The organism is Sphingosinithalassobacter tenebrarum (assembly GCF_011057975.1).
Lineage (GTDB): Bacteria > Pseudomonadota > Alphaproteobacteria > Sphingomonadales > Sphingomonadaceae > Sphingomonas > Sphingomonas tenebrarum.
In genome coordinates, this window is record NZ_CP049109.1 from 1,552,368 (window position 1) to 1,576,065 (window position 23,698).

Here is a 23,698-nt window from a genome sequence, read left to right on the forward strand (position 1 = left end):
AAATGACTCGCGTTGCAACCATTCCGCTTCAGCGCACGATGGCCGATGCCATCGGCCGCTCGCAGGAAAAGCTGGCGATTACGCAGGTACGGCTGTCGACCGGCAAGAAGGCCACTGACTTCGCCGACCTCGGTACCGAGGCGGTGCGCAACCTTTCGACGCATTCGATGCTCGCCAAGCAGCAGGCCACGGCCAGCGTCGCCAAGCGCGTGGGAACGACGCTCGATCTCTATCAGGGCCACATCGAAATGGTGTCGGACACCGCGAGCACGCTGCGTACCACGATCCTGGCGGCGATCGGGACCGGTCAATCGGCCGGTCTGCAGGCGGATGTCGAAGCGGCGTTCGACCAGTTTCGCAATTCGCTCAACGCTTCCGAGGGCGGCAAGCCGCTGTTTGCCGGCTCGCAAACCGGCAGCCAGCCGTTCCGGCCGATGCAGCTTTCCGATCTCGACGGGCTCGATGCCGCCGACGCGTTTCGCGACGACGGCGTCATGGCCAAGGCGCGCGTCGACGACAATGTCGACGTGACCTATGGCATCGGTGCCAGCCAGCTGGGCGGCAAGCTGTTCGACGCATTCCGCACGCTGGCCGAGGGCGGCAAGCTGGGCAGCGAACTGACCGAGGATCAGAAGACCATGCTGAGCCGCGCGGCCGAACAGCTTTCCCAGGGCATGGAGGAAGTCACCAGCGTGAACGCCGCCAATGGCCGACGCCAGGCGCAGGTCGAAACGCTGGCGACCCGCGGCGAAGCGCGCGCGCTGGTGCTGCAGGGCGTGATCGAGGACAATGAAGATGCCGATCTTGGTCAGGTCGCGATTGATCTGGCGCAGCAAAAGGCGGTTCTCGAAGCGAGCTATTCGGTCTTCTCGCAGCTCTCCAAGCTCAGCCTTCTCAACTATCTGTAACGGATCGGGGCCGCGTTGCCAGCGGCTCCGGCAACGAAAAAAGCCGCCTGTCGGAATTATACGACAGGCGGCTTTTTCGTGTCCGCAATCTCCGATTATTCGTCCGGCGCTGCGTCGAGCAGATCGGCGATCCCGCCGGCCGGGCTGGCCGAGGGAATTGCGCCCATCGCTTCGCTCACCGTGGCCGGATCGACCGACCCCACTGCGCGCGTCAACACGTCGAACACCGCCGCGCTGGGCAGTGCCTCGAATGCCTTGCTGTAGCGGTTGCGCAGCGCGACCAGCGCTTCTTCGCGCCCGAGCATTGCCAGCGCGATCGCCTGGCGCAGGATCTGTGCCTGGTCGGGCGCGTCCAGCGCGCCGGCGCCGGGAAGCGCCGCGCCGTTGGCCGTCGCGAACTGTTCCCAGGCGGCGTCCTTCCATGCGAATTCGGCGAGCAGCAGGTCCGCGCCGGGCACATCCTCCAGCGCGGCCATTGCCGCTTCGGGCTTGCCGATGATGTGCAACGCGACGGCTTCCACGCGCTTGCGGTCCCACTGCATGCGGTTCGAATATCCGGCCTGTTCGGTTTCGCGCAGCACCTGGATCGCCTTTTCGGGCTGCCCCGCCAGAATGCGCAGCGACGCGACTTTCACCGACAGCGGGCCCTGCACCACGTCCTGCGCGCGCGTGCGCAACTGATGGTCGAGCAGATCGGCGGCGCGTTCGTACAGGCCGGCGTCCTGAAGTCGCCCGGCCAGTCGGGCGACCAGCCGGTCACCTTCGGGCCCGGCCGGCGCGAGATCGCGATAGTCCCAGTACAGTCCCGCCGCCTGCGCCAGCGGCACGCTGCTGTCGGGCGCGAGCACGGCGGACAGCGCGGCGCGGGCTTGTTCGAGCAATTCGCCGGCATCGCGGCGCGGTTCGAAATAGGCGATCAGCGTTGCTGCCGAGCGCAGCGTGGCGGCGGTGTCGTTGCTTGCTACCGCCAGCTTCAGCTCGCGCCGCAACGCGCGTTCCTCCACCGGCCCGCCGCGCCAGCCGAAGCGGACGGCCTCCAGCTTCTCGATCGCCTGGGCAGGCGACAGCGTTCCGCCGTCAATTTCTCCTTCGAGCAGCGCCAGCCGCGCATCGGCCTGTTGCTCTGCAGTGCCGTCGAGCAATGCCCGTTCGAGCCGCAATCGCCCGGCCTGCGCCTCTCCCAGCGCCAGATAGGCGCGGCCCCGCAACAGGTTGGCGGCAGGGTCGCGATCGGTCAGCGGGCCGAGCCAGCGCATCGCCATGCCGGGTCGCCCGGCATTCACTGCCGCTTCGGCCGCGGCGAGCACGAACGGGATGCGCGATCGATCGCGGCGCCCGTTGATCGCGGGAAGCGCGCATTCGACTTCGTCGAGCGCCTCGCCGGCGTCGCCGCGCTGCACCAGCGCGCGCAGGCGCCAGGCACAGGCTTCGGCATTGTCGCGCAGGCCGGGGCCGGACAGCACTGCCAGCGCGTCGCTGTTCCGGCGGAGCATCGCGTGCGCAACCCCTTTCGCCAGTTGAAAGGCCGGGACGAGCGCGAGATCGGCGTCGTCTTCTTCCATCAGAGTCAGGATACCGAACGCTTCGGCGGCATTGCCCTTGCCGAGCATCGCGCGGGCATAGTCCCAGCGCGCCGACTGGCGGCGTTCGGCCCGTGCTGCGATCCAGCGATCGCGTGCGTTGCCTTCGACCCGCCAGGCCGTGGCGCCCGCGTAAAGCGGACGCTGCGCCAGTTCGGCGGCGAAGCGCGGCAAAGTTTGCGATGTCGTGGCGACAGGCCCCGGCGAATGTTCTTCCGTTTCGTTATGCGTGGGACCGGCGGGAGCGTCATGGACCTCCTTGTCCGGTTCGAACGCCGCGAGCGGCGATCCGGCGGTGAGCGCCAGCGCGACAAGGGAGACGAAGCGCGCCATCAGCCGAGCAGGCCCGAACCGGGGATCAGCGCGATGGCCGTGCCGCCGGCGGCGCAGCCGATCAGAAACAGCCCGCCGAGCAGCAGTTTCGCGCCCATGCCCATCGGCGCCGGGCCGGTTTCGGCCGGAGGCGGGGGCAATTGCGGGGCTGACGCGGCGTTATCGCGGGCCGGGGCGGGCTTGGCATCCGCCACCAGGCGCATCTTGCCCGGGCGCTGGTCGTGGGTCATTGGATACTCGCTTAACTTTTATACTATTATAGGAAGAGATGCGCCGCGACGGCGCCGATCACGGGAGCTGTTTCGTTGCGAATTCCGGCCGTATTTTCCGCACTGCTTGCGCTTGCGCTTCCCACTTCGGTCGCCAATGCCTCCGGCGACGGCGCTGCGGGTGGGGAAAGCCTGCATCTGGTGCCGATGGACCGGATCAGCGTGCCCATCACCGATGGCGGGCGGCTCGACGGCAATCTGCGCGTCGCGCTGGTGCTCGACGCCGCTGATGAGGAAAGCGCCGCGCAGCTCAAGGAAACCATGCCCGAACTGCGCGCGGCGGCGCTGGCTGCCTCGCTCGAATTCGCCCGGCTCCATGCCAGCGGCATGCGGGCGGTCGACGTCTCGCTGCTCGATCACGATCTCACCGGCGCGCTGCAGGCCGCCAATCACGGCGTCGCGCGCGTCCTGATCGTCGAAGTCGCCGCTTCCCGAAACTGACACTTCGGCGACGAAGCTTTTTCCCCGCCAATGATAGCTGTTCGCCCGGGCTTTCGCCCGGGCGACGGGCATCAGCGTGCCTGCGGCCGCGCGGCGGCCGGCTGTGCTTCGTCTACCGCGCGCCCCCGGGCCAGCGCCATCGTCAGCTTCGCCGCGCCTTCGGGAGTCATGTTCGCCATGATCAGCGCGGTATTGCGCTCGCGCATCCGCTTGGCGACTTCGACCTGCACGTCCATCGTGAGCTGTTCGAACACGACGGCGGCGTTTTTCGGCCGCATCGACTGATAGATGCGCGCCAGTTCGTCATATTGCACGCCTTCGGCTTCGGCCTCCGCCCCGGCGGCGGCGTCACCCTCCGCGGCTGCCTCGCGCTGGCTGGCCATGCTCGCCTGCAGCCGCGCCTCGGCAGCGACGGCGGCCTGTTCGCGCAGTTGCAGCGAACGGCGGCGCTCCGCCGCCTGCTGATCGCGCTGGGCCATGTCCTGTTCGATCGCCGACCCCAGCCGCGTCTTGGGCGCAGAGGCCTGGGAGGCGTCCTGCTGCGACGTCTGCGGGGTGGCTGCGGTGACGCCGTTGGCGACCGCGGAAAGCGTCGCGGCGCTGGCCATCAGCAGCATCAGGGAAGGGCGCGCGATCATGCTGCTCGTGCCCCGGCTTCAGCGGAAACCGCCGCGACCAGCGCCGACACCAATGCTTCTTCCTCGCGCGATTGTTTCGTGCTGCGGCGCGCGCGCGTTTTCGTGGCGGGTTTTTCCGCCGCCTGGCGTGCCGTTTTCGCAGCGGGTTTCGCAGTCGATTTGGCGGCGGGCTTTTCCGGGGCGCGCGGAACCTCCGGCTTTGCTTCGGCCGGTTTCGTTCTGGCGGGGCGCGATGCTGTCCGCGGCGCGGCCTTGGCCTGCCTGGCCTCGCGGGCCGGCTTTGCTTCCCGGGCGTTCGCCGCGCCGACGGCCTCGATGATGCGCTCGGCGGTGGAATCCGCGATGCCTATCATCACCGACAATTCCTCGCGCAGCGCCCTGGCTTCGTTGACGATCCGGGCGTTTTCCGCACAATCGCCGCTCAGCGTCCGCTTCATGTCGGAAAGCACCGCGCGGGCCTGAACCGTTGCGACGTCTAGCGCCTTGACCGTGTCGGTCAGCGCGCCGTCCTTCACCTTGCGCAGGCTGCGCATCATCCGAAGGCTCTGCACCAGCACGGCGATGCACAGCATCATGGTGAGGATATTGGTGGTCACTGCAAAATTCATGGCACTCATCCCTTGGTCAGTCGGGAAATGCCCGACATCAGCCGTACTGCTACGCGTCCGTTCCGCTGGCCGATCTGCGCCTGGCCGAGCGCGACATTGCCGCAATGCAATTCCAGCGGGTCATCCGGCCCCTTGTTGAACCGCAACGTCTGGCCGACTTCGAGCGACTGGAGCTTTGCCAGCCGCATGTGCTTCTCGCCGAGCACGACATTCACATCGACATGCGTCTTGCAGATTTCGGACGCCATATGGGCTTCCCAGATGCTGTCGCGGCCGGTCTTGTCGCCCATGAAGCGCTGGAGCAGCTTTTCGCGTACCGGCTCGAGCGTCGAATAGGGCAGCAGCATCGTGAACTTGCCGCCGCGACCGTCCAGGTCGACGCGGAAGGTGGCCACCGCGCAGATGTTCGACGGACCGGCGATCGCCGCGAAGCGCGGATTGGTCTCGATGCGCTCGAGCTGCGTCTCGATCGGTTCGATCGGCGCGAACGCCTCGGCGAAATCGTCGAGCGCCAGCGTCAGCATGCGCGACACCAGATTGGTCTCGATGGTGGTGAAGGCTCGCCCGTCGATCACCAGACCGCCATTGCCCGCGCCGCCGCGGCCGCCCAGCAGCGCATCGACAACGGCGTAGATCAGCCCCGATTCGACCGTGATCAGCCCGAAACTTTGCCATTCCTTGACCTGGAACACGCCGATCATCGCGGGCAGCGCGACGCGGTTCATGAACTCGCCGAACCGGCTCGACGTCACTTCCTCGAGGCTGACGTCGACCGCATCGGAGGAGAGATTGCGCATCGAGCTGGCGAAGGAGCGAACCACGCGGTCGCACACCACTTCGAGCATCGGCAGCCGCTCATGGCGGATGACCTTGGATTCGATGACGGCGCGCAGGCCTTTCTTGGGCGCGATATCGCCACCCAGGTCACCGAACAGCGCATCGATATCCGCCTGATCGAACTTGCCGTCGCCACCGCCGGCATCCGCCACCGGCGGATCGGGCAGGGCGAAATCGTCGTTCATTGCTGCACCAGATCCTGGATGAGAACATCGCTGACCACGCCCGAACCCAGTGCCTGGTTGGCGCGGACGAGCATCTCTTCCTTGATGCGATAGACCGCCGCCGATCCGGCAAGGTCGACCGGGCGCAATTCGCGCAGGAACGGCTGATAGCTGTCGAGCAGCACCGGCAGCTTCTCTTCCAGGCCCGCGCCGTTGGGGCCGGGGACGAGCATGAAGTGAATCTTGAGGAACCGTGCGCCGCCATCCGGCGAGCGCAGGTTCACCAGCATCATCGGAACGTCGATATAGGGCTCGGCGGCGCCTTCGCCGCCGGCTTCGCCATGCCCGCCTTCCGCGGCGGTCTCGGCCGGGGCGTCATGACCGCCTTCTTCGGCCGCCGCCGCTTCCTCGTGCGTTTCTTCGCCGCCACCGCCCAGCATCATCGCCGCGCCGCCGCCGCCGCCGAGCAGTACCACGCCCGCCGCCGCGCCGAGGATGATGAGCTTCTTCTTGCTCTTCTTCGGCGCCGGGGTTGCTTCCGTCACCTCTACGATCTCATCCGACATGTCCGACTTCCCTGGAATTGATCGCACGAACACCGGTCCGGGCGATTTCTTCCTATTATAGGATCAACGCCCGGCAAAAACTGCCTAGTGCGATGATTTTGGAAAACGGGAAGCGCGATGGACATTTCTTCCTATGTGCTGCTGAGCCACGAACAGGCGCTGCGTCGCCGCATGGATGTCGTGTCGAACAATCTGGCGAACATGACGACCGTGGGATTCAAGCGCGAACAGCCGCTGTTCCACGAATATATGCAGGAGACCGACAGCATCGTGCGCTCCGCGCAAACGACGTCGTTCGTGCTGGATTATGGCACCGTCCACGATACCAGCAACGGCGTGTTCCAGCCGACGGGCAACCCGCTGGACGTGATGATCGACGGGCCGGGCTTCCTGGCGGTCGAAGCGCCGAACGGCGAAACCGCCTATACGCGTGCGGGTTTCATCAAGGTCCTTGAATCGGGCGAACTGGTGACTTCGGGCGGACAGAAGATTTTGGGCGAAGGCGGACAGACCATCGCCGTGCCGCCCGATCAGGCCGCCAATCTGAGCATTACCGAGGACGGTACCGTCATGGGCAAGGACGGGCCGCTCGGCCGGATCGCCGTGACTGTCTTCGATAATGAAGGCAGCGTCGATCCGCGCGGCGACGGCCTGTTCAACGGCGCCGGCGGTCGCGAGCTGGCGGCGAACGAAACCAAGCTGGTCAGCGGCGGAGTCGAGGGGTCGAACGTCAATCCGATCTCCGAAACCACCGACATGATCGAGATTCTGCGCGCCTATCAGGCGAGCAAGGCGATGTCCGACCAGATGTCGGACATGCGCAAGCGCGCGATCGAACGGCTCGGCCGCCCGGGCGCCTGATTTCACGCAACCCCCTGATCCAACGCTTCACATCGAAGGAACGAACACATGCGATCGCTCAACATTGCCAGCACGGGCATGCGTGCGCAGCAGACCAATGTCGATGTCATCTCGAACAACATCGCCAACATGAACACGACTGCCTTCAAGCGGCAGCGGGCCGAATTCCAGGACCTGCTCTATCAGCAGGTGTCGCGCCCCGGCACGGCTTCGGGCGGGGATTCGATGGTGCCTTCGGGCATCCAGATCGGCTCGGGCGTGCGCACCGGCGGCGTTTATCGCATCATCGAGCAGGGTTCGATGATGCAGACCGACAACCCGCTCGACCTCGGCATTCAGGGCCGCGGCTATTTCCAGGTGACGCTGCCTTCGGGCGACACTGCCTATACCCGCGACGGATCGTTCCAGGTTTCCGATCAGGGCGAGCTGGTAACGCAGGACGGTTATCCGGTGCAGCCGGGCATCACCATCCCGCAGGAAGCGCTTGCCGTGACGGTCTCGAAGACCGGTGAAGTGCAGGTGACAGTGGCGGGCGATCCGCAGCCGCAGACGGTGGGCCAGCTCGAACTCGCCACCTTCATGAACGAAAGCGGGCTTGAGGCGCAGGGCGGTAACCTGTTCCTCGAAACCGCCGCTTCGGGTCAGCCGACCGTCACTGCGCCGGGCGATCCGGGCGTCGGCATCCTCAACCAGGGGTTCCTCGAATCCTCGAACGTCAATCCGGTGGCCGAAATCACTGCGCTGATTTCCGCGCAGCGCGCCTATGAAATGAACAGTCGCGTCGTGAAGACCGCTGACGAGATGCTGGCGACGACCAGCCAGATGCGCTGATGCGCGCGCTGTTGGCCCTCGGCGCGGCGCTGGTCGCGATCGTGCTGCCGCTCGAAGCGGCGGCGCAGGATGTCGAAGTTGCCGTGCTGGTGCGCGACGTACCGCGCGGCGAACTGGTCTCGGCAAGCGATTTCGCGGTCGACACCGGCACGCAGGTCCAGGCGCGCAGCGCGCTTTCGCCCGGCGAAGCGGCGGGGATGGAGGCGCGCCGCAACCTGCGCGAAGGCAGCATCGTGCGCCGCACCGACATCCAGGAACCTCGACTGGTGCGCCGCGGCGAGCCGGTGACGATCCGGCTGGTCAACGGATCGCTGGTGATCGCGACGAGCGGTCGGGCGCTGGGCGACGCCGCCGATGGCGAGCTGGTCCGCGTCGTCACCAATACCACCAGCCACACGCTCGATGCCGTTGTCGACGGTCCGGGCAGCGTGCGGATCGCCTTGCCGTAACCGGCCGCGGCCAGGCGGACGCCAGATCCGCCCACCGCCATGCAATGCAATTTTGATCGGAGTATCAGGGATATGAAACGCGTTATCGCCATTGCCGTGATCGGCAGCATGGTTTCAGGCTGCGGCGCCGTCGGGCGGCTGAGCCAGGTGGGCAAGGCCCCCGAACTGACTGCTATCCAGCCGGTCGCCGCGCCGCAGGTTCAGCCGTCGATCGCCGCGCCGTCGGATCGTTCGGGCAACGGCTATGCGCAGCCGGTGCAGGTCGCGCAGGCGCAGCCGCAGGCATCGGGCGCGTCGCTGTTCCGCACCGGCGCGGGCGCGCTGTTCCGCGATCAGCGTGCCTCGACGATGGGCGATATCCTCACCATCCGCATTCATATCGACGACCGCGCCAATCTGGGTAACAACACCTCGCGTTCGCGCGGCGGATCGGAAACCGGCGGCATCGCCGGGCTGTTGGGGCTTCAGACTCCGCTGCAGAATGTGCTGCCGGGCAATCCCGATCCCTCGACTTTGGTCGATACCAGCAGCAATTCGCAGTTTTCCGGCGGCGGTTCGACTGCGCGTTCGGAAACGATCGACATGACGATGGCGGCGATCGTCACGCAGGTGCTGCCCAACGGCAATCTGGTGATCCGCGGGCGTCAGGAAGTGCGCGTCAATTTCGAAATGCGCGAACTGATCCTGACCGGCATTGTCCGTCCGCAGGACATCGAGCGCGACAATTCGATCCAGCACAGCAAGATTGCCGAGGCGCGCATCATCTATGGCGGCCGCGGTCAGCTCACCGACGCGCAGCAGGCGCGCTGGGGCCAGCAGATCTACGACGCACTGTTTCCGTTCTGATGGTGTGCGGCGGCGCCGGGCGCCGCTGCACCTGGGACGGCATCGGGCTGGGCGCATCGGGGGGTGCGTCCGGCCCTTTTTCTTGGCGGCTTTACCCGGATCACAGGAAATTATTGCCGTGGCGCAAGTGGCATGCGGAAAAAATTGCCGGGTTGCTTGACTTTAACTAACTGTAAACCAAGAAAAAAATTCGCATTCTATTTTGGTCGGCGCGAAACTCTTCCCAAAATGGAAGTGCAGGCACTGGAACACGCCTGTCGCGAGCCGGCGTCTCCGGCTCAACAGGACGCAGAACGCGGCCGCTTACTCCCAGAAGGAAGATTACGATGGGTTTTTCCGTCAACACCAACACCGGCGCGATGGCCGCGCTGCAGAGCCTGACCGAAACCAACAAGGGCCTGTCGCAGACCCAGAGCCGCATCAACACCGGCCTCTCGGTCTCGTCGACCAAGGATGACTCGGCTTCGTTCACGATTGCGCAGACGCTTCGCGGCGATCTGGGCGGTCTGAAGTCGGTGAGCTCGTCGCTCAGCCGCGCCAAGAGCGTGGTCGACGTGGCGACCGCCGGCACCGAGCAGATTTCGGACATCGTCAACGAAATGAAGGCCAAGGCCTATCAGGCAGCTGACGACGGCATCGATTCTGCCAGCCGTGACGCCATCAACGAGGACTTCAAGGCGCTCCGCGATCAGATCACGACGATCGTCGACTCCTCGGAGTTCAACGGCACCAACCTCCTGAAGGCTTCGGGCGGCACCGTTACGGCGCTCCAGTCGCTGAAGGACTCGGACGGCTCCGGCACCTGGGACCCCGATTCGCTGAGCGTTGCGAACCAGGGCCTGGATCTGGGCGGTTCGGTTGTGACCGTTTCCGCGAGCGGCGAAATCGACACGCAGGCCAATGCGCAGGCGATGATCGACACGCTCGAAACCACGCAGGAAAACCTCAACACCTCGCTCAGCACGCTCGGTGCGGCTTCGCGCAAGATCGACGCGCAGTCGGAATTCACCAGCAAGCTGTCCGACGTGATCGAGGGTGGTATCGGCAACCTCGTCGACGCCGATCTGGCGAAGGAATCGGCAAAGCTGCAGGCCCTTCAGGTCAAGCAGCAGCTGGGTGTGCAGGCCCTTGGCATCGCCAACCAGGCCCCGCAGACCATCACTTCGCTGTTCCGTTAAGGGCGCGCTCCGCGCTTTGCCCTGGAAGCGCGGAGGGCACTCTTTTCCGGGCCGGGACGGTACGCCGTTTCGGCCCTTTTTTTGTCGGTGAGCAATCGGTGCTCCGCCGCTGCGATCATGCGGGGCCGGGCAAATCGGTCTATAATGAAGTAGATTCAGGAGAAACCATTGTTCCCGCGAATTCGAGAGATCACCGATGCGTTCGGCGGCCGCCTGCGGCTCAGCGTCGAGGAACATCCGTCCGGTGCGCTTGTCGTGATCGAGCGGCCCGACGCTGCGGATCGCGCGCGCGTGTTGCTCGACGGCTATGGCTGCGACGTGCTTGCCGGTTATGTGATGTCGGCGCGGCTGGCGGTTCCGCACGGCCTTCCCAACGAACATGTCGACGGCAATTTCGGCGCGTCGTTCCGTCTCGATCTGGAGCCGTGCGCCGCGATCTGCATTGCCGAAGCAAGCGGTGGCGATGTCGAAATTCCTTCGCCCTTCTGGGACCGGCTCTATGCCGAACTCTGCCTCGTATCGGCGCATGCGCGCGAACTGGCGCGGCGGGCGGAAGCGCGGGTTCATTGAACCGCAACGATGGCTGCGATGTCTTCGGGGCAAATACGTATTGGGGCAAAACCGGAATACCGCAGCGCCGTGCCCGGAAATAGTCAGAAATCATCACGGAGACGCCCGTGACGAATATGAACGAGACTGGGAATTGGGTATGGGATTGCGCTCGCTGCGAACGGTTTCCGAAAACAATGCCGAAACCACCGAATATCGCATCACGGTGACGCTGGACGTCGTCGATGTGCAGGCATTGTGGAACGCTGCGGCGGAGCGCGCGCTCCAGGCGCCCGGCATGACGCTGGCCGACGTGCTCGACACGATCGGTCCGCGCGAAGATCCCTCGATCGCCGATTGCCTCGCGATGCTCGCGGTGCCGACCGCGATCCCCGGTTGTACCCTCGACGACGCGCGTATCCGGTCGAGCGAGGAGGCAGGCGCGGAGCCGATCGCGCTGCCGCGCCTGCCTGCGATTACGCCGCTTCGGAGCTGTCCGATACCGGTGCATGCCTGAACCGATCCGACTTTGTCAGTCGCTCCCTTGGACCGCTCCGCCCCCCGGAGCGGTCCTTTTTTGTCCGGGTCAGGGCGCGCACGAAAAAAAACGGCAGACCGGAGGGGGGCCGGTCTGCCGTCGATTTCTTGCCTGTTGCCAGGCCAAGGGAAGGGGAACCGGGCGGATCGCGAGGGGATCGGTTCGATGATCCGCCCGGTTCTGATTATCTTATAGACGTTTTGATGACGTCGCGTGGCGCGTAAGTGCCTATAATAGCTAGGGGTTTATACGGGTCCGTATTCGTGCGGTGCCGGCTCAGCCGCCGATGCGCAGCAGCCTGTCGGCGGGTACTTCGGCGCCGTTGACGTTGAGCGTGACCGTGCCCTCGATCATGTGCACGTCGCGCACTGTTCCGGTGCCGCGCACCGTGATCGGGACGCTGGAGCCGTTGGCGTCGGCGCCGGAGAGTTCCAGCGTATAGCTGCCCGCCGGTGCGAGCGACCCGTTGGCGCGCATCCCGTCCCAATCGAATCGTCCCGAACTGCCCGGCTGAAGCTGCCCGGTCGCGACGACGCGGCCATTGGCATCCTTCACCGTGGCGGCAACCGAAGCGACGTTGCGCGAGGCCGACCAGCTCCACGACGCCGGCGCGCTGTCGCTCAACGCGGCGGTCGCCGAATCGAATTCGACCTCGCGGCCAAGCAGCGACGAGGCCTGGACCAGGTCGCTCGAGCCCATTGCCGAGAGGATCTGCTGCAGCGTTTCGGTCTGCTTGATCGATTGCTCGACCTGCGAATACTGCACCAGCTGCTGGGTATATTCGCTGGTATCCATCGGATCGAGCGGGTCCTGATTCTGCATCTGCGAGGTCAGCAGTTTCAGGAACATGTCGAAATCGGCGTTGAGCCCGGAAAGCGCCGAGCCGCCGGTGGCGGCGGCGGGGGCGCCGGTGCTGGAAGCTACAGTTGTCATCGGTTCATCCTCATGCGATCAGGTCGACGCGACCATCGAGGCTGACCGGGCGATAGCCCGCATCGGAATCGACGAAATCGCCGTCATTGGCGGGATTGCCGGTTGGATTCTGGCGATGCTGGCCGCCATTGCCGCCGCTCCCGCCATTTTGCTGCATCATCTGCTGCTGCTGATTGCCGTCCGAACGGCTTTCGAAGCGGAAATTCTGGGGGTCTGCACGCACGCCCGCCTGATCGAGCGCGCGGCCCAGATCGGCGGCGTCGCGGCGCAGCAGTTCGATCGCCGCCTGCGTGTCGGCTTTCAGCGTTGCCTGGACATGGCCCTTATCATCGAATGCCAGCGTCACTTCCACACGCCCCAGATCGCCCGGGTTCATGCGGACGCGCAGCATGTCTTCGCCGTTCTGGACCTTGCGCGCGATGGCGATGCCCAGATCGCGGCCGACATGGCCCGAACCGGAGTCGAGTTCGACATCATGCGCCGCGACGGGCGCGGGGGCGGCCGTCGTGCCGGCGGGCGCCGCCGTGGCGGCCGAAGCCGCGGGCTGGCCGGGGACCGGCATGCGATCGGGCGTCGGCGCAGGCGCGGAGCCGGGCTGAAGCGGTCGCGCGTCCTGTGATGACACCTTCGAGCTATCGGTGCTCTCGCCGGGAGTAGCCGTCGGCTTGTCGCGCATCAGGTTGGTGAAATCGCGCTCGCCGTGCGACGCATTGCTGCCGTCGCCGTTCTGGCCGGCGCCGTCGTTGCTCGTGTCGGGTGTTCCGGTGCCTTCCGGGCCCGTTGCAATCTTGAACGAATCCGTATTGCCGTTCCGGTCCGTCGTCGCGCTCGGCTCCTGGCCGGTTGCCGGTTCGGCGGCTGGCGATGCGGCAGTGGTGAAGGACTGTTGCCGGGCGTCCTGCGCCACGGCCGGGACGGGCTCGGCGGGACGCTCGGCGATGGCGGCGGGGGCAATCATCACGGCGGCGTCGGACGCTACCGGAGCCGGGTCGTCAGAAGGTTCAAGGCCTCTCCTGCCGGTCGGCTCCGCGACCGGGCTTTTCGCTTCGACGTCCGAAGGGCGCGTCTGCGTCGCCGCCGTTGCGGGTGGCGCAGGCGTGTCGGACGGCGCCTGCTCCGCCACATTGTCGCCTGCCTGGGTGAGCGGCGATGCGTGTGCACGGCTGTCGACCGGGGCGGCGGTTGTTTCGGTCAGGCGCTTGTCGCTGCCAGCCGCGGGGGCGGCCGTCGGCGTGGCTGAAGAAGGCGTTCCAGGCACGATCGTCGGCTCGGAACCTTGCGGATTTGTCGCCTGCTGGGTCGCGGCCGCCGGCTGGCGCGTCGCGATCGTCGCGTCGGGCTGTGGCGCGCCGACCGGGGCTGCGAGCGGTTTCAGGCCTGCGGTCTGCCCGTCAGACGCGGCCGTTTCGGGCGTCGCGGGAGCAAGCGGCGTTGCTGACGCAAGCGCGGTATCGCCGATCGCCGGCGCGGAGGCAGTCACCGGCATGGCGGTTTCCCCGCGCGGCATCGCAGGCGAGGCGCCAAGCACGCGCGCGGCGATCGGTGCCGGGACGGATTTGTTCACACCCGTTGCCGCCGTGGTCAGCAGCGATCCGCCGGTCAGCAGCTCGGGCAGCATCGTGCGGCGCGCGCGGGGCGCGGTGGCCGGCTGGATTGCGGGCATTCCGGCTTCGGCCGGTCGCTGGGGCATGTCTTCGGCGTGAGCCAGCATGGCGGGGCCGGCCTCGACGGCTGGCGGGAAGCCGGTGCCCGCCGGTTTCGCACCCAGCAGAAGCGTCGCGGCGGCATCGCCTTCGGGCAACACCGGCGCTGTTGCGAGCGACGCGGGCCCGGTCTCCCCGAACTTGCTTGCGCCCGGAACCAGGGTGCGCGCGAGGGCATTGCCGGTTTCGACCAGGATGCCGAAACCGGGGCCGGCATTGGCGCCGGAAGCGAAACCGGGGAGCAGCGAATTGGCGGCGAGGCCGCTATCGGCAACTTTCATGCAGCACTCTCATTGCGTGGCCGCCTGGAGGCCACCTTTCATTATAGAGGGGTCGCCGCGCGAACGGTCGCTCAGCTGATGCTGCCCAGCGCGCGAATGCGGGCGCGGGCGTGAATCTCGTTCTGCGAAAGCACCACCGTCGCGGGCCGCACGCGTTCGATGATCGAGCGGACGAAGGGGCGGATCGACGGATTGGTCAGCAGGCAGGGGATTTCCCCGTCATGCGCCAGCTTGTCATAGGTGGCGCGGACCGAACCGATGAATTGCTGCAGCACCGTCGGTGCCATCGCGAGCTGGCGATCATCGCCCGCGCCGACGATGCTTTCGGCGAACGCCTGGTCCCATTCCGGCGACAGGGTGACGATCGGGATCGCGTCGCCGCGCATGTTGACCGCCGAAATCTGGCGGGCCAGGCGCGCGCGGACATGCTCGGTCATCTGCGTCACATTGGCGGTCAGCGGCGCGGCTTCGGCAATGCCTTCGAGGATGGTCGGAATGTCGCGGATCGAAATGCCTTCGCTCAGCAGATTCTGCAGGATGCGCTGTACAGTCGAAACCGAAACCTTCGACGGAACGATGTCAGCCACCAGCTTTTCCGCCTCGCGATGCACTTCGTTCAGAAGCTTCTGCGTCTCCGAATAGCTCAGCATGTCGGCGATGTTTTCCTTCACCAGCTCGGTCAGGTGCGTGGTGATGATCGTGCCGCAATCGACGACGGTCAGTCCGCGGAAGCCGGCTTCGTCGCGCAGCTCGCGATCGATCCAGAGCGCGGGCAGGCCGAACACCGGTTCGGTGGTCGCATCGCCCGGCAGGCCGGTCGGACCGCCGCCCGGATTGATCAGCAAGAGCTTGTCGAGCCGGATCTCGCCGCGCGCGGCTTCGGTTTCCTTGATGTAGAGGACATATTCGCTCGGCTGTAGCGACATGTTGTCGATGATGCGGACCGAAGGCAGCACGAAGCCGTAGTCGGTCGCCATTTGGCGACGCAGCGCGCGCACCTGATCGTCAAGCCGCGGCTCGCGCGTCGAATCGTTGATGATCGGCAGCAGCGCATAGCCGATTTCGATGCGCACGGAGTCGATCGCCAGCGTTTCGCTGATCGGCTGTTCGCGGGTTGCTTCCTTTTCCTCTGCCTGCGCCGCCATCAGCTTTTCCTGAGCGGCGCGCGCTTCGGCGTTCTTCGTCATCTTCCAGGCGGTATATCCGCATGCCGCCGCGATGCTCGCAAAGGGGATGAAGGGCAGGCCGGGCATCAGCGCCAGCGCGCCCATCAGGAACGCGACCATGCCGAACGCCTTGGGGTGACGACCGAGCTGATCGCCCAGCGCGGTGCCTGCCTTGGTCCGCAGGCCGCCCTTGGAAACGAGCAGACCCGCCGCCACCGACACGATCAGCGCCGGGATCTGGCTGACCAGACCATCGCCCGCGGTCAGCACGGTATAGGTCTGGAACGCTTCGCCCAGCGGCACGCCGTGCGAAACCACGCCAATGCCCAGGCCGACGACGATGTTGATCGCGGTGATCAGCAGGCCCGCGATGGCGTCGCCCTTCACGAATTTGCTGGCACCGTCCATCGCGCCGTAGAAACCGCTTTCGGCTTCCACTTCGGCGCGACGGTTCTTCGCCTGCTCCTCGTCGATCATCCCGGCGGAGAGGTCGGCGTCGATCGCCATCTGCTTGCCGGGCATCGAATCGAGGCTGAAGCGCGCGGCGACTTCGGCGATGCGGCCCGCGCCCTTGGTAATGACGACGAAGTTGATGACCACCAGGATCAGGAAGATGGTAAGGCCGATCGCGGTCTCGCCCGCCATCAGGAACTCGCCGAACGCGCCGATCACATTGCCCGCGGCGTCCGGCCCTTCATGGCCGTGGCCCAGGATCAGGCGCGTCGAGGCCAGGTTGAGGCCGAGCCGCAGCATCGTCGCGATCAGCAGGATCGTCGGAAAGGCGCTGAGTTCGAGCGGCTTTTCGATGAACAGCGCGGTCATCAGGATCATCACCGAAATGGTGATCGACAGCGCAAGTCCGATGTCGAGCAGCCAGCCCGGCATCGGCAGGATGAGCATCGCGATGATCGCGACGACGCCGATCGCCAGCGCGAGGTCGCGGCTGGCACCGATCCGGTCAAGGAAACGCGCAATGGCTGGGGGCACGTCAGGCTACTCCGAAAACGATCAGGCAGGGCGATCCCGCCAGCACGCCGCGCGATGCGGCCGAATTGGTCAATCGCAGCGAAGCATCGCGGCGATCGCGTTTGCCGGTGGCTTCCCACCCGGCGGGCTGCCCGCGTCCGCCCCGCAGCACCCAGCGCACCGGCACCGCGGCGTCACAGTCGTTGGCGGGATGGGGGAGGGCGCGGGCCATGTCGGTCATGCCGCCGGCGACACGGGAATGCCCGCTTCGACAAATGCCTTCAGTTTGTTGCGCATCGTGCGCACCGAAATGCCCAGGATGCTCGACGCGCTGGTGCGGTTGCCGTGGCAGCGCTCGAGCGTCTGGAGGATCAGCTCGCGCTCGACTTCCTCGACGGTGCGCCCGACCAGGCTTTCGACATGCAATCGCTCGCCGCTCTCGGCTTCGGCGCTGACGAGGCGGGTGCCGTCGCTCAGCACGAAGTCGCCCGGTTCGATCTGGGCACCGCGCGAAAGCAGCACGGCGCGATGCACCGCATCTTCCAGCTCGCGGATATTGCCCGGCCAGTCATAGCGGCGCAGCAGCGCCATCGCGGTGTCGCAGATCGGCTTGACCGCCATGCCGTCCGAAACCGCCAGCCGTTCGGCGAAATGGTTGGCCAGCATCGCGATGTCGTCGCCGCGTTCGCGCAGTGGCGGCACTTCGATGCGGACCAGACCCAGCCGGGCAAGCAAATCCGCACGGAAGCCGCCTTCGGCGACGCGCGCGTCGAGATCGACGCTGGTCGAAGCGATCAGCCGCGCCTGAAACGGCACAGGGTCGGTGCTCCCGACGCGCTGGAACCGCTGTTCCTGCAGCACCGCGAGCAGCTTCGCCTGCGTCGCCGGCGTCAAAGCGCCGATCTCACGCAGCAGTACCGTGCCGCTCTGGGCCTTTTCCAGGCGCCCGATACGGCGGGCGATGGCGCCGGGAAAGGCGCCTTCCTCATGCCCGAACAATTCGGATTCCAGAACGTCGGCGGCCACGCCCGCGCATTCGACGACGAGCATCGGATTGGGTCGGCCGGACGCGACATGGATCGTCCGCGACATCATTTCCTTGCCCGATCCGCGCTCGCCGGTGATCAGCACCGGCGCGCTGGAAGGCGCGACCGCGCGGGCGAGTTCGTTGGCGCGTTCGAGCGCGGGATGTTCGGCCAGCGCTTCGCTCGGGCGCCGCTCGATGACCGACGCGATGGCGGCGGCGATCAGCTCGCGCTGCGGCGGCAGCGGCACATAATCGCGCGCGCCCGCCCGGATGGCCGCGACTGCGGCCTCCGCCGGCGCATCGATACCACATGCCAGCACCGGTACGGTGAACCGCTCGCTGCGCAGGTTGGTCAGGAAATAGGGCACGTCGAGCAGCACGTCGATCATCACCAGGTCGGCGCCGCTTTCGCGCAGCATCGCCAGTGCGTCGTCGCAGCTGTCTGCCATTGCGACTTCGGCGCCGGCGTCGCGCGCCAGTTCCGCCGCGCGGCGGAATTCGCTTCCCGGAGCGCCGGCAAGCAGCATTCGGATAGGCATTCCCATGATCAGATTTCCTGCCGCACGACTTCGGTTAGGGTGACGCCCAGCGCGCCGTCGATCAGCACGATCTCGCCGCGCGCGATCAGCCGGTCGTTGACGAAGATATCGACCGGTTCGCCGACGCGACGATCGAGTTCGAGGACATGCCCGGCACGCAGCTCGAGCAGGTCGCCCACCGGCATCCGCGTGCGACCGAGCACGGCCTGCACCTTCACCGGCACGTCGAATACGGCTTCCAGTCCTTCGGGGCCGGTGTCGCCGCTAGCTACAGGCTGCGGCTGGGGTTCGAAATCCTCCAGCGGCGGCGGCGCCTGATCGGCGGCGGGCTCGGTCGGAATGATGTCCTGCGGGTCCACGCTATTCTCCATCATGCGTTCATCCATTGGCGGATCACCGACACCGCTTCGGGCGGGCTGGCGGAGATCGTTTCGCCGATCTTGTTGAGGGCGGAGACCTTGATGCGGCCATCGACCTGGGCGAGCGCGATTTCCTGGTCGAGCGCGGGGTGTCCGTTCTCGGCCTGACGTTCCTCGAGCTGATGCATCGCTTCCTCGTCACCGTCCGCCGCGCGCTGGGCCAGTGCCAGCATCTCGGGATCGTTCTCGGCATTCAGCACGCCGCCGTCCTGCATCGTGGATTCGGCGGCCGGTTTGGGCTTGAGCATCCGCAGCGCGACCAGACCGGCAACGGCGATGATCAGCAGCTGCAGCAGGCCGAAGATGCGGTCCATCGAGATCAGCGAGAACAGGCCGCCTTCGCTTTCGGCGAGGTCGTCGACCGGGGCGAATGCCATACTCTCCACCACCACGCTGTCGCCGCGTTCGGTGTCGTAGCCGATCGCGTTTTCGACGAGGCGGGTCAGCCGCTGGATCATGTCGTCGTCCAGCCCCTTCTCGCCGCCATCGACCATCACCGCGACCGAAAGCCGCTTCACTTCGCCCGGTCCGCGCACGGTGACGGTGCGGCGCGAGCTGTTCTGATAGGTGGTGTCTTCCGACGTCTGGTTGGCGGCCGAGCTGCGGCTCTCGCCCGGCTGGGCGGGCTGGCCGACATTTTCGGGCAGTTCGTTGCCCACCGTGACACCGGCGGGAGCAGGGCCGGTTTCCTGGTCCTGATTGCCGCTTTCGACCATCACCTGGCGCGCGATCACCTGGATATCGGGATCGTAGATATTGGCTTCTTCGCGAAAGGCGTCGCGGTTGATTTCCGCCGACACCTCGGCGCGCACCTTGCCCTGGCCGACGATCGGCGAAAGCAGTGCCTCGATCTCGTCGCGCAGGCGCGTTTCGACGGCGGCCTGACGCTCGTCGGCATCGGTGCTCGCCATCGTCTCGCTGTCACCCGCACGCGCCAGCAGCGCGCCCGACTGATCGACCACCGATACCGCTTCGGGCGAAAGTTCGGGGACCGAAGAGGAAACGAGATAGCGGATCGCCTGCACCGTTTCGGCAGGCAGGCGCCCGCGCGTCTTGACGGTAACGGCGGCGGTGGCCTTGCGCGCTTCGGCGGCGAACATGGCGCGTTCGGGCATCACGATATGGACGCGCGCGGCGGCAACCGCCTGCAGGCTCTGGATCGAACGCGAAAGCTCGCCCTCGACGGCGCGCGTCTCGTTCATCTTGGCGCGGCTGGAAGAGACGCCGAAACTGTCTTCCTGATCGAGCACGTCATAGCCGATCGGCCCGCCCAGCTTTTCGCCGGCAAGGCTCATCCGCAGCTCGGCGAGCTTTTCCTGCGGCGCGAGGATCGAGCTGCCGTCGGCTGAGAGGCGATAGTCGACGCCCTGCGCTTCCAGCTTCTCGGCGATCGCCTGCGCGGCGGTAGGATCGAGATCGGTATAGAGAAAGCCCATCGCGCCGTCGCCGCCGCGCGTCGCAACGAATGCGAGCGAGACCAGCAGGGCCAGCGCCACAGCGCCCATGATCATCAGCCTTTTGGCTCCGACCTGGTCGACGAATTTCTTGACTGCTTCCAATTCCCGCCTCGTGGCTTGCCGGATTTGCGGGCGTTCTGCCCCTCACACAGGAATTATAGGATGATCGAGGCGGCAAGCTTTGCCGGGGTGGGAAATTTTTGCCGGGGGGGCAGGCGCCTGCCGCGCGTGCGTCACGGTCTGACGAAGCAGGATTGCAGCACGCCGCGATCATCGCAGAAAGTCGTGCGGGTTCGTTTGGGCGCGCGGGGAGCTGGAATTGACAATCGGGCAACGATGGTGGCGCGCGCTCGCCTGCATGCTGATGTCGATCGGGGTCCCGGCCTGCGCACAGGGCGACGCGAGGCCGGCCCGCCTGGCGGTTGTCGGTGCGACCGTAATCGACGGAACCGGGGCGCCGCCGCGCGCCGATATGGCGATCGTGATCGAGGGCGGTCGTATCGCTGCCGTCCTTCCGCGCGCCGACTTCACGCCAGTGCCGGGAACAGAATTGATCGACGGTGCCGGCAAGACACTGATCCCCGGCTTTGTCGGGATGCACGACCACACCCATGTGCCGGGAAATACCTTTACGGGCGATGTCGCGGCGGGGCTGTGGATCGCTGGCGGCGTGACCACGGTGATGACCGCGGGAAGCGCCGAAACAGAACTGGAAATCGCGCTTGCCCGGCAGGTCGCGGAGGGGAAGCGGATCGGTCCTGAAATCGTCGCAAGCGCGCCCTATATCGGTGGTCCAGGCGACAGCCCTGCCATGTTCCACCCTGCCAACGAAGCGGAAGCGCGTGGCTTTGTCCGCGACTGGAGCAGGCGCGGCACGCGTTGGTTCAAGCTTTACCGCCACACCGAGCCCGTCATCGCGGCGGCAGTGATTGACGAGGCGCATCGCCACGGTGGCCGCGTGACCGGTCACCTCTGTTCCATAACCCTCGCTGAAGCCGCAGCGATGGGCATTGACGGAATCGAACACGGCTTGAGTTCGGCAGGCGATCTCGTCTCCGGCAAGGCGCCGGGCGCCTGTCGCTCCGCCGTGCCGCTGCTGGATTCTCTTGATATCGACGGCCCCGAAATCTCGGCGTTGATCGCCGCGCTGGTCGACCATGACGTTACGCTTACCTCGACGCTCGCGATCCTGGAGAGCCGTTTCGCGCATCGTCCGCAGGGCGATGCGCGCAGTCTGGCCGTGCTCTCGCCTGCCGCGCGGGAGCGGCTGGTGGCATACAGGGAACGGCTCAAGGAAAATGCCGCGACCACAAACTGGACGCCCGCCACGTGGGACAATATCCGCATGTTCGAACGGCGCTTCGTGGCGGCCGGGGGAAGGTTGCTGACCGGCCCCGACTTCGGACGGAATGTCGTTCCCGGGTTCGGCAATCAGCGCGGGTTCGAATTGTTGGTGGAAGCCGGTTTTACGGTGCCGCAGGCGATCCGCATCGCGACGTCGAACGGCGCGGAAGCGCTTGGCTTTGACGACCGGATCGGCCGAATCGTCCAGGGTTATGAAGCCGATCTGGTGCTGATCGACGGCGATCTGGCGCGCGATGCCAGCGCCATTCGCGATGTTGATACGGTGTTCGTCAACGGGCAGGCCATTGCACCGGATCCGTTGATCGAAGCGGCGCAGGGCCGCTTCGGCCCGCAGTGACTATCGGTTATCGGAGAAAGGTCGAAGACACTTTCTTCGAGGGACTCCCAACGGCGGAGCAGATGCGTGGGATCGGAGCTCGGGTTTCCGAAGCACGGTTGATCAAAAGCGCTCGGCGCCCTGTTCCTCAGCGATGATATCCACCGCCGGTGCCCGCACCGTCGCCACCGGCAACAGCGTCTCCAGCTCGCTCAGGATCTGCGCGCGCCGCTCCGCCGCGTCGAGCGTCAGGCCGCCCTGGTCCCACAGGATTTCGGCGTCGCCCATCGCGATCTGATGATCGGCGATGATGGTCACGTTCAGACGGCGGCGGTCGGCGGCCTGCCGCGCGGCAAGCCGGGTTTCCATGTCCTCGGCCAGATCGGGGTGGACGCGCACCTGAATCTCGGTCCCGCGTGCCACCTGGCGCAGCGTGCGGCCGATGGCGTCGTCGACTGCCTGGCCCGGTGCGGCCTCCAGCGTGCGCGCGGCGAGAAGTTCGGCGGCGGCGAGCGCGACTTGCGTCGCATCGCCGGTCAGCGCGTCCTGCGCATCCGCATAGCGGCCGTCGAGTGCCTCGATCCCCGCCTGCATCGCATCGACCGCGCTCAGCAGCGCGGTTTCGCGTTCGGTCCGGGCATGCGCCATGCCCGCTTCGAAACCTTCGTTGCGCGCCTGCATCTCGCGCGCTTCGGCTTCGCTCTTGAGCAGTTCGAGTTCGGTACGGACGGTCGCCAGCTCGAGCATCAGATCGGACGACGAGGCGCCGTCATTTTCCGGCCCGTGCGTGAAGACACGGTCGAACGGGAAGGGCTGGACATTCATCTTCATGCCGCCCTCCCTACAGGATCATCGCATCGTCGCTCTTGGGATCGACGAGCAGGATTTCGCCGCGATCGGCGAGGTTCTTGGCAAGGCGGACGAGCGAGGACTGTGCCTCTTCGCAATCGCGCGCGCGGACCGGGCCCATGCCGGCCATGTCTTCCTTCATCAGCTTCGCCGCGCGTTCGGTCATCGCGCCGAAGAACAGGTTCTTCAGTTCCTCCGGCGCGCCCTTCAGCGCCAGCGCCATTTCGCGCTTGTCGGCATTCTTGACGATCGTCGCGATCGCGGCGGGCAGCAGGTTCGACAGATCCTCGAACGTGAACATCAGCGCGCGGATGCGTTCGGCGCTGTCGGGCGCCTTGTCGTCGAGCGCCTTGAGCATCGCTTCCTCGGTCGCGCGGTCGAGCGCGTTGAACATCTCGGCCATCGCTTCGTGCGGGTCGCGCTTGCTGGTGCGGGAGAGGTTGGTCATGAATTCGGTCTTCAGCGTCTGTTCGACCTGCTGGATGACGTCCTTCTGCACCGTTTCCATCCGCAGCATGCGCATGATCACGTCGGTGGCGAATTCGCGCGGCAGCTCGCCCATCACGCGTGCGGCGTGATCGGGCCGGATCTTGGAAAGGATGACGGCGACGGTCTGCGGATATTCGTTGCGCAGCGCGCCGGCGAGGATCGTCTCGGACACGTTGGACAGCTTGTCCCACATCGTCCGGCCCGAAGGACCGCGCAGATCCTCCATGATTTCCTTCACCTTGTCGGGCGGGAGCATGCCGGCGAGCAGGCGCTCGGCGCTTTCATAGCTGCCGTGGAAGGAGGCCATGCTCGAAACCTCGCCCGAAAACTGGACGAGCAGATGTTCGACGACATGGCTCGGCACGCGGCCGAGCGAGGCGATCGCCGAGGAAAGCTCCTTGATCTCGTCGACCGAAAGCTGTTCCCAGATCGGCCCGCCATGCTCCTTGCCCAGCGCCAGCATCAGCGCGGCGGCGCGTTGCGTGCCACTGTACCGCTTCAGTTCGGGCAGGTCGGCGACCGGTGCCATCATGTTCATCCGTTTCGGGCTCCCTGTAAAAAGAATCCGTACCCACGCGCATGTGAGAGCGAA

25 protein-coding genes are annotated in these 23,698 nt (G+C 66.1%); 10 read left to right on the top strand and 15 right to left on the bottom strand.

The annotated features are described in order from the left end of the window. Positions 1 to 2: 2 nt before the first annotated feature. Positions 3 to 908 (top strand): flagellin N-terminal helical domain-containing protein, encoded by a 906-nt coding sequence (locus G5C33_RS07620; protein WP_165326668.1) that lies wholly within the window; start codon positions 3 to 5, stop codon positions 906 to 908. A gap of 95 nt (positions 909 to 1,003) precedes the next feature. Here the strand turns inward: G5C33_RS07620 and G5C33_RS07625 are convergent, their stop codons facing one another. After that, positions 1,004 to 2,821: a hypothetical protein gene (locus tag G5C33_RS07625; RefSeq protein WP_165326669.1), complete on the bottom strand. Its 1,818-nt coding sequence runs from the start codon at positions 2,819 to 2,821 to the stop codon at positions 1,004 to 1,006. Next, the gene (locus tag G5C33_RS07630) at positions 2,821 to 3,051 is read right to left on the bottom strand and encodes a hypothetical protein (protein WP_165326670.1); all 231 of its coding nucleotides are present in this window, start codon (positions 3,049 to 3,051) and stop codon (positions 2,821 to 2,823) included. Before G5C33_RS07630 ends, G5C33_RS07625 begins: the two co-directional genes overlap by 1 nt. 75 nt (positions 3,052 to 3,126) lie before the next feature. Here G5C33_RS07630 and G5C33_RS07635 point away from each other — a divergent pair, with 75 nt between their 5' ends. Beyond that, the gene (locus tag G5C33_RS07635; RefSeq protein ID WP_165326671.1) at positions 3,127 to 3,531 is read left to right on the top strand and encodes a hypothetical protein; all 405 of its coding nucleotides are present in this window, start codon (positions 3,127 to 3,129) and stop codon (positions 3,529 to 3,531) included. A gap of 71 nt (positions 3,532 to 3,602) precedes the next feature. Here the strand turns inward: G5C33_RS07635 and G5C33_RS07640 are convergent, their stop codons facing one another. Genes G5C33_RS07640 through G5C33_RS07655 form a run of 4 tightly spaced genes read right to left on the bottom strand, consistent with a single transcriptional unit; the run spans position 3,603 to position 6,344 of the window. Further along, positions 3,603 to 4,169, bottom strand: coding sequence for a MotE family protein (locus G5C33_RS07640; RefSeq protein WP_165326672.1), 567 nt, complete (start codon positions 4,167 to 4,169; stop codon positions 3,603 to 3,605). Beyond that, complete coding sequence (locus tag G5C33_RS19185; protein WP_206518650.1) at positions 4,166 to 4,777, bottom strand: DUF6468 domain-containing protein; 612 nt, start codon at positions 4,775 to 4,777, stop codon at positions 4,166 to 4,168. Before G5C33_RS19185 ends, G5C33_RS07640 begins: the two co-directional genes overlap by 4 nt. Before the next feature lie 5 nt (positions 4,778 to 4,782). Next, positions 4,783 to 5,799, bottom strand: coding sequence for a flagellar motor switch protein FliM (fliM, locus tag G5C33_RS07650; RefSeq protein WP_165326673.1), 1,017 nt, complete (start codon positions 5,797 to 5,799; stop codon positions 4,783 to 4,785). Beyond that, positions 5,796 to 6,344: a flagellar basal body-associated FliL family protein gene (locus tag G5C33_RS07655; protein WP_165326674.1), complete on the bottom strand. Its 549-nt coding sequence runs from the start codon at positions 6,342 to 6,344 to the stop codon at positions 5,796 to 5,798. Before G5C33_RS07655 ends, fliM begins: the two co-directional genes overlap by 4 nt. 117 nt (positions 6,345 to 6,461) lie before the next feature. Here G5C33_RS07655 and G5C33_RS07660 point away from each other — a divergent pair, with 117 nt between their 5' ends. The 7 genes from G5C33_RS07660 to G5C33_RS07690 all read left to right on the top strand — a co-directional run bounded on the left by G5C33_RS07660 (position 6,462) and on the right by G5C33_RS07690 (position 11,575). Then, positions 6,462 to 7,205: a flagellar hook-basal body complex protein gene (locus G5C33_RS07660; protein WP_165326675.1), complete on the top strand. Its 744-nt coding sequence runs from the start codon at positions 6,462 to 6,464 to the stop codon at positions 7,203 to 7,205. Positions 7,206 to 7,253: 48 nt separating this feature from the next. Beyond that, the gene (gene flgG / locus G5C33_RS07665) at positions 7,254 to 8,036 is read left to right on the top strand and encodes a flagellar basal-body rod protein FlgG (protein ID WP_165326676.1); all 783 of its coding nucleotides are present in this window, start codon (positions 7,254 to 7,256) and stop codon (positions 8,034 to 8,036) included. Then, a complete protein-coding gene (gene flgA / locus G5C33_RS07670; protein ID WP_165326677.1) occupies positions 8,036 to 8,485 on the top strand; it encodes a flagellar basal body P-ring formation chaperone FlgA in 450 nt (149 codons plus the stop codon). Before flgG ends, flgA begins: the two co-directional genes overlap by 1 nt. Before the next feature lie 72 nt (positions 8,486 to 8,557). Then, a complete protein-coding gene (gene flgH / locus G5C33_RS07675) occupies positions 8,558 to 9,331 on the top strand; it encodes a flagellar basal body L-ring protein FlgH (RefSeq protein WP_165326678.1) in 774 nt (257 codons plus the stop codon). Between the two features lie 326 nt (positions 9,332 to 9,657). After that, positions 9,658 to 10,509 carry a flagellin gene (locus G5C33_RS07680; RefSeq protein ID WP_165326679.1) on the top strand — a complete coding sequence of 284 codons (852 nt, stop codon included), beginning with the start codon at positions 9,658 to 9,660 and terminating at the stop codon, positions 10,507 to 10,509. 168 nt (positions 10,510 to 10,677) lie between these two features. Beyond that, positions 10,678 to 11,079: a hypothetical protein gene (locus tag G5C33_RS07685; protein ID WP_165326680.1), complete on the top strand. Its 402-nt coding sequence runs from the start codon at positions 10,678 to 10,680 to the stop codon at positions 11,077 to 11,079. A gap of 139 nt (positions 11,080 to 11,218) precedes the next feature. Then, positions 11,219 to 11,575 carry a hypothetical protein gene (locus G5C33_RS07690; protein WP_165326681.1) on the top strand — a complete coding sequence of 119 codons (357 nt, stop codon included), beginning with the start codon at positions 11,219 to 11,221 and terminating at the stop codon, positions 11,573 to 11,575. 297 nt (positions 11,576 to 11,872) lie between these two features. Here the strand turns inward: G5C33_RS07690 and G5C33_RS07695 are convergent, their stop codons facing one another. The 7 genes from G5C33_RS07695 to fliF form a co-directional block, all read right to left on the bottom strand. Further along, entirely contained in the window at positions 11,873 to 12,529 is a 657-nt protein-coding gene (locus G5C33_RS07695) for a flagellar hook assembly protein FlgD (RefSeq protein WP_165326682.1), read from the bottom strand. Positions 12,530 to 12,539: 10 nt separating this feature from the next. After that, a complete protein-coding gene (locus tag G5C33_RS07700; RefSeq protein ID WP_165326683.1) occupies positions 12,540 to 14,513 on the bottom strand; it encodes a flagellar hook-length control protein FliK in 1,974 nt (657 codons plus the stop codon). Between the two features lie 71 nt (positions 14,514 to 14,584). Next, positions 14,585 to 16,666, bottom strand: coding sequence for a flagellar biosynthesis protein FlhA (gene flhA, locus G5C33_RS07705; protein WP_165326684.1), 2,082 nt, complete (start codon positions 16,664 to 16,666; stop codon positions 14,585 to 14,587). A gap of 1 nt (position 16,667) precedes the next feature. Beyond that, positions 16,668 to 16,886 carry a hypothetical protein gene (locus G5C33_RS07710; RefSeq protein ID WP_165326685.1) on the bottom strand — a complete coding sequence of 73 codons (219 nt, stop codon included), beginning with the start codon at positions 16,884 to 16,886 and terminating at the stop codon, positions 16,668 to 16,670. Then, positions 16,883 to 18,217: a sigma-54-dependent transcriptional regulator gene (locus G5C33_RS07715; RefSeq protein ID WP_165326686.1), complete on the bottom strand. Its 1,335-nt coding sequence runs from the start codon at positions 18,215 to 18,217 to the stop codon at positions 16,883 to 16,885. Before G5C33_RS07715 ends, G5C33_RS07710 begins: the two co-directional genes overlap by 4 nt. A gap of 2 nt (positions 18,218 to 18,219) precedes the next feature. After that, positions 18,220 to 18,585, bottom strand: a complete 366-nt coding sequence (gene fliN / locus G5C33_RS07720) for a flagellar motor switch protein FliN (protein ID WP_228275232.1) — start codon at positions 18,583 to 18,585, stop codon at positions 18,220 to 18,222. Then, positions 18,582 to 20,141: a flagellar basal-body MS-ring/collar protein FliF gene (gene fliF, locus G5C33_RS07725; protein ID WP_228275280.1), complete on the bottom strand. Its 1,560-nt coding sequence runs from the start codon at positions 20,139 to 20,141 to the stop codon at positions 18,582 to 18,584. Before fliF ends, fliN begins: the two co-directional genes overlap by 4 nt. Positions 20,142 to 20,406: 265 nt before the next feature. Between fliF and G5C33_RS07730 the strand changes: the two genes are divergently transcribed. Further along, positions 20,407 to 21,789, top strand: coding sequence for an amidohydrolase family protein (locus G5C33_RS07730; protein ID WP_165326689.1), 1,383 nt, complete (start codon positions 20,407 to 20,409; stop codon positions 21,787 to 21,789). Positions 21,790 to 21,891: 102 nt separating this feature from the next. Here the strand turns inward: G5C33_RS07730 and G5C33_RS07735 are convergent, their stop codons facing one another. Continuing rightward, positions 21,892 to 22,599 (bottom strand): FliH/SctL family protein, encoded by a 708-nt coding sequence (locus tag G5C33_RS07735; protein WP_165326690.1) that lies wholly within the window; start codon positions 22,597 to 22,599, stop codon positions 21,892 to 21,894. Positions 22,600 to 22,609: 10 nt separating this feature from the next. Then, entirely contained in the window at positions 22,610 to 23,644 is a 1,035-nt protein-coding gene (locus G5C33_RS07740; RefSeq protein ID WP_165326691.1) for a flagellar motor switch protein FliG, read from the bottom strand. Between the last annotated feature and the right edge of the window lie 54 nt (positions 23,645 to 23,698).

Coding starts and splice junctions, on each gene's coding strand:
- G5C33_RS07620 (WP_165326668.1), top strand. CDS start 3: ATGACTCGCGTTGCAACCATTCCGCTTCAGCGCACGATGGCCGATGCC.
- G5C33_RS07625 (WP_165326669.1), bottom strand. CDS start 2,821: ATGGCGCGCTTCGTCTCCCTTGTCGCGCTGGCGCTCACCGCCGGATCG.
- G5C33_RS07630 (WP_165326670.1), bottom strand. CDS start 3,051: ATGACCCACGACCAGCGCCCGGGCAAGATGCGCCTGGTGGCGGATGCC.
- G5C33_RS07640 (WP_165326672.1), bottom strand. CDS start 4,169: ATGATCGCGCGCCCTTCCCTGATGCTGCTGATGGCCAGCGCCGCGACG.
- G5C33_RS19185 (WP_206518650.1), bottom strand. CDS start 4,777: ATGAATTTTGCAGTGACCACCAATATCCTCACCATGATGCTGTGCATC.
- fliM (WP_165326673.1), bottom strand. CDS start 5,799: ATGAACGACGATTTCGCCCTGCCCGATCCGCCGGTGGCGGATGCCGGC.
- G5C33_RS07655 (WP_165326674.1), bottom strand. CDS start 6,344: ATGTCGGATGAGATCGTAGAGGTGACGGAAGCAACCCCGGCGCCGAAG.
- G5C33_RS07660 (WP_165326675.1), top strand. CDS start 6,462: ATGGACATTTCTTCCTATGTGCTGCTGAGCCACGAACAGGCGCTGCGT.
- flgG (WP_165326676.1), top strand. CDS start 7,254: ATGCGATCGCTCAACATTGCCAGCACGGGCATGCGTGCGCAGCAGACC.
- flgA (WP_165326677.1), top strand. CDS start 8,036: ATGCGCGCGCTGTTGGCCCTCGGCGCGGCGCTGGTCGCGATCGTGCTG.
- flgH (WP_165326678.1), top strand. CDS start 8,558: ATGAAACGCGTTATCGCCATTGCCGTGATCGGCAGCATGGTTTCAGGC.
- G5C33_RS07680 (WP_165326679.1), top strand. CDS start 9,658: ATGGGTTTTTCCGTCAACACCAACACCGGCGCGATGGCCGCGCTGCAG.
- G5C33_RS07690 (WP_165326681.1), top strand. CDS start 11,219: ATGGGATTGCGCTCGCTGCGAACGGTTTCCGAAAACAATGCCGAAACC.
- G5C33_RS07695 (WP_165326682.1), bottom strand. CDS start 12,529: ATGACAACTGTAGCTTCCAGCACCGGCGCCCCCGCCGCCGCCACCGGC.
- G5C33_RS07700 (WP_165326683.1), bottom strand. CDS start 14,513: ATGAAAGTTGCCGATAGCGGCCTCGCCGCCAATTCGCTGCTCCCCGGT.
- G5C33_RS07710 (WP_165326685.1), bottom strand. CDS start 16,886: ATGACCGACATGGCCCGCGCCCTCCCCCATCCCGCCAACGACTGTGAC.
- G5C33_RS07715 (WP_165326686.1), bottom strand. CDS start 18,217: ATGGGAATGCCTATCCGAATGCTGCTTGCCGGCGCTCCGGGAAGCGAA.
- fliN (WP_228275232.1), bottom strand. CDS start 18,585: ATGATGGAGAATAGCGTGGACCCGCAGGACATCATTCCGACCGAGCCC.
- fliF (WP_228275280.1), bottom strand. CDS start 20,141: ATGATCATGGGCGCTGTGGCGCTGGCCCTGCTGGTCTCGCTCGCATTC.
- G5C33_RS07735 (WP_165326690.1), bottom strand. CDS start 22,599: ATGAAGATGAATGTCCAGCCCTTCCCGTTCGACCGTGTCTTCACGCAC.
- G5C33_RS07740 (WP_165326691.1), bottom strand. CDS start 23,644: ATGAACATGATGGCACCGGTCGCCGACCTGCCCGAACTGAAGCGGTAC.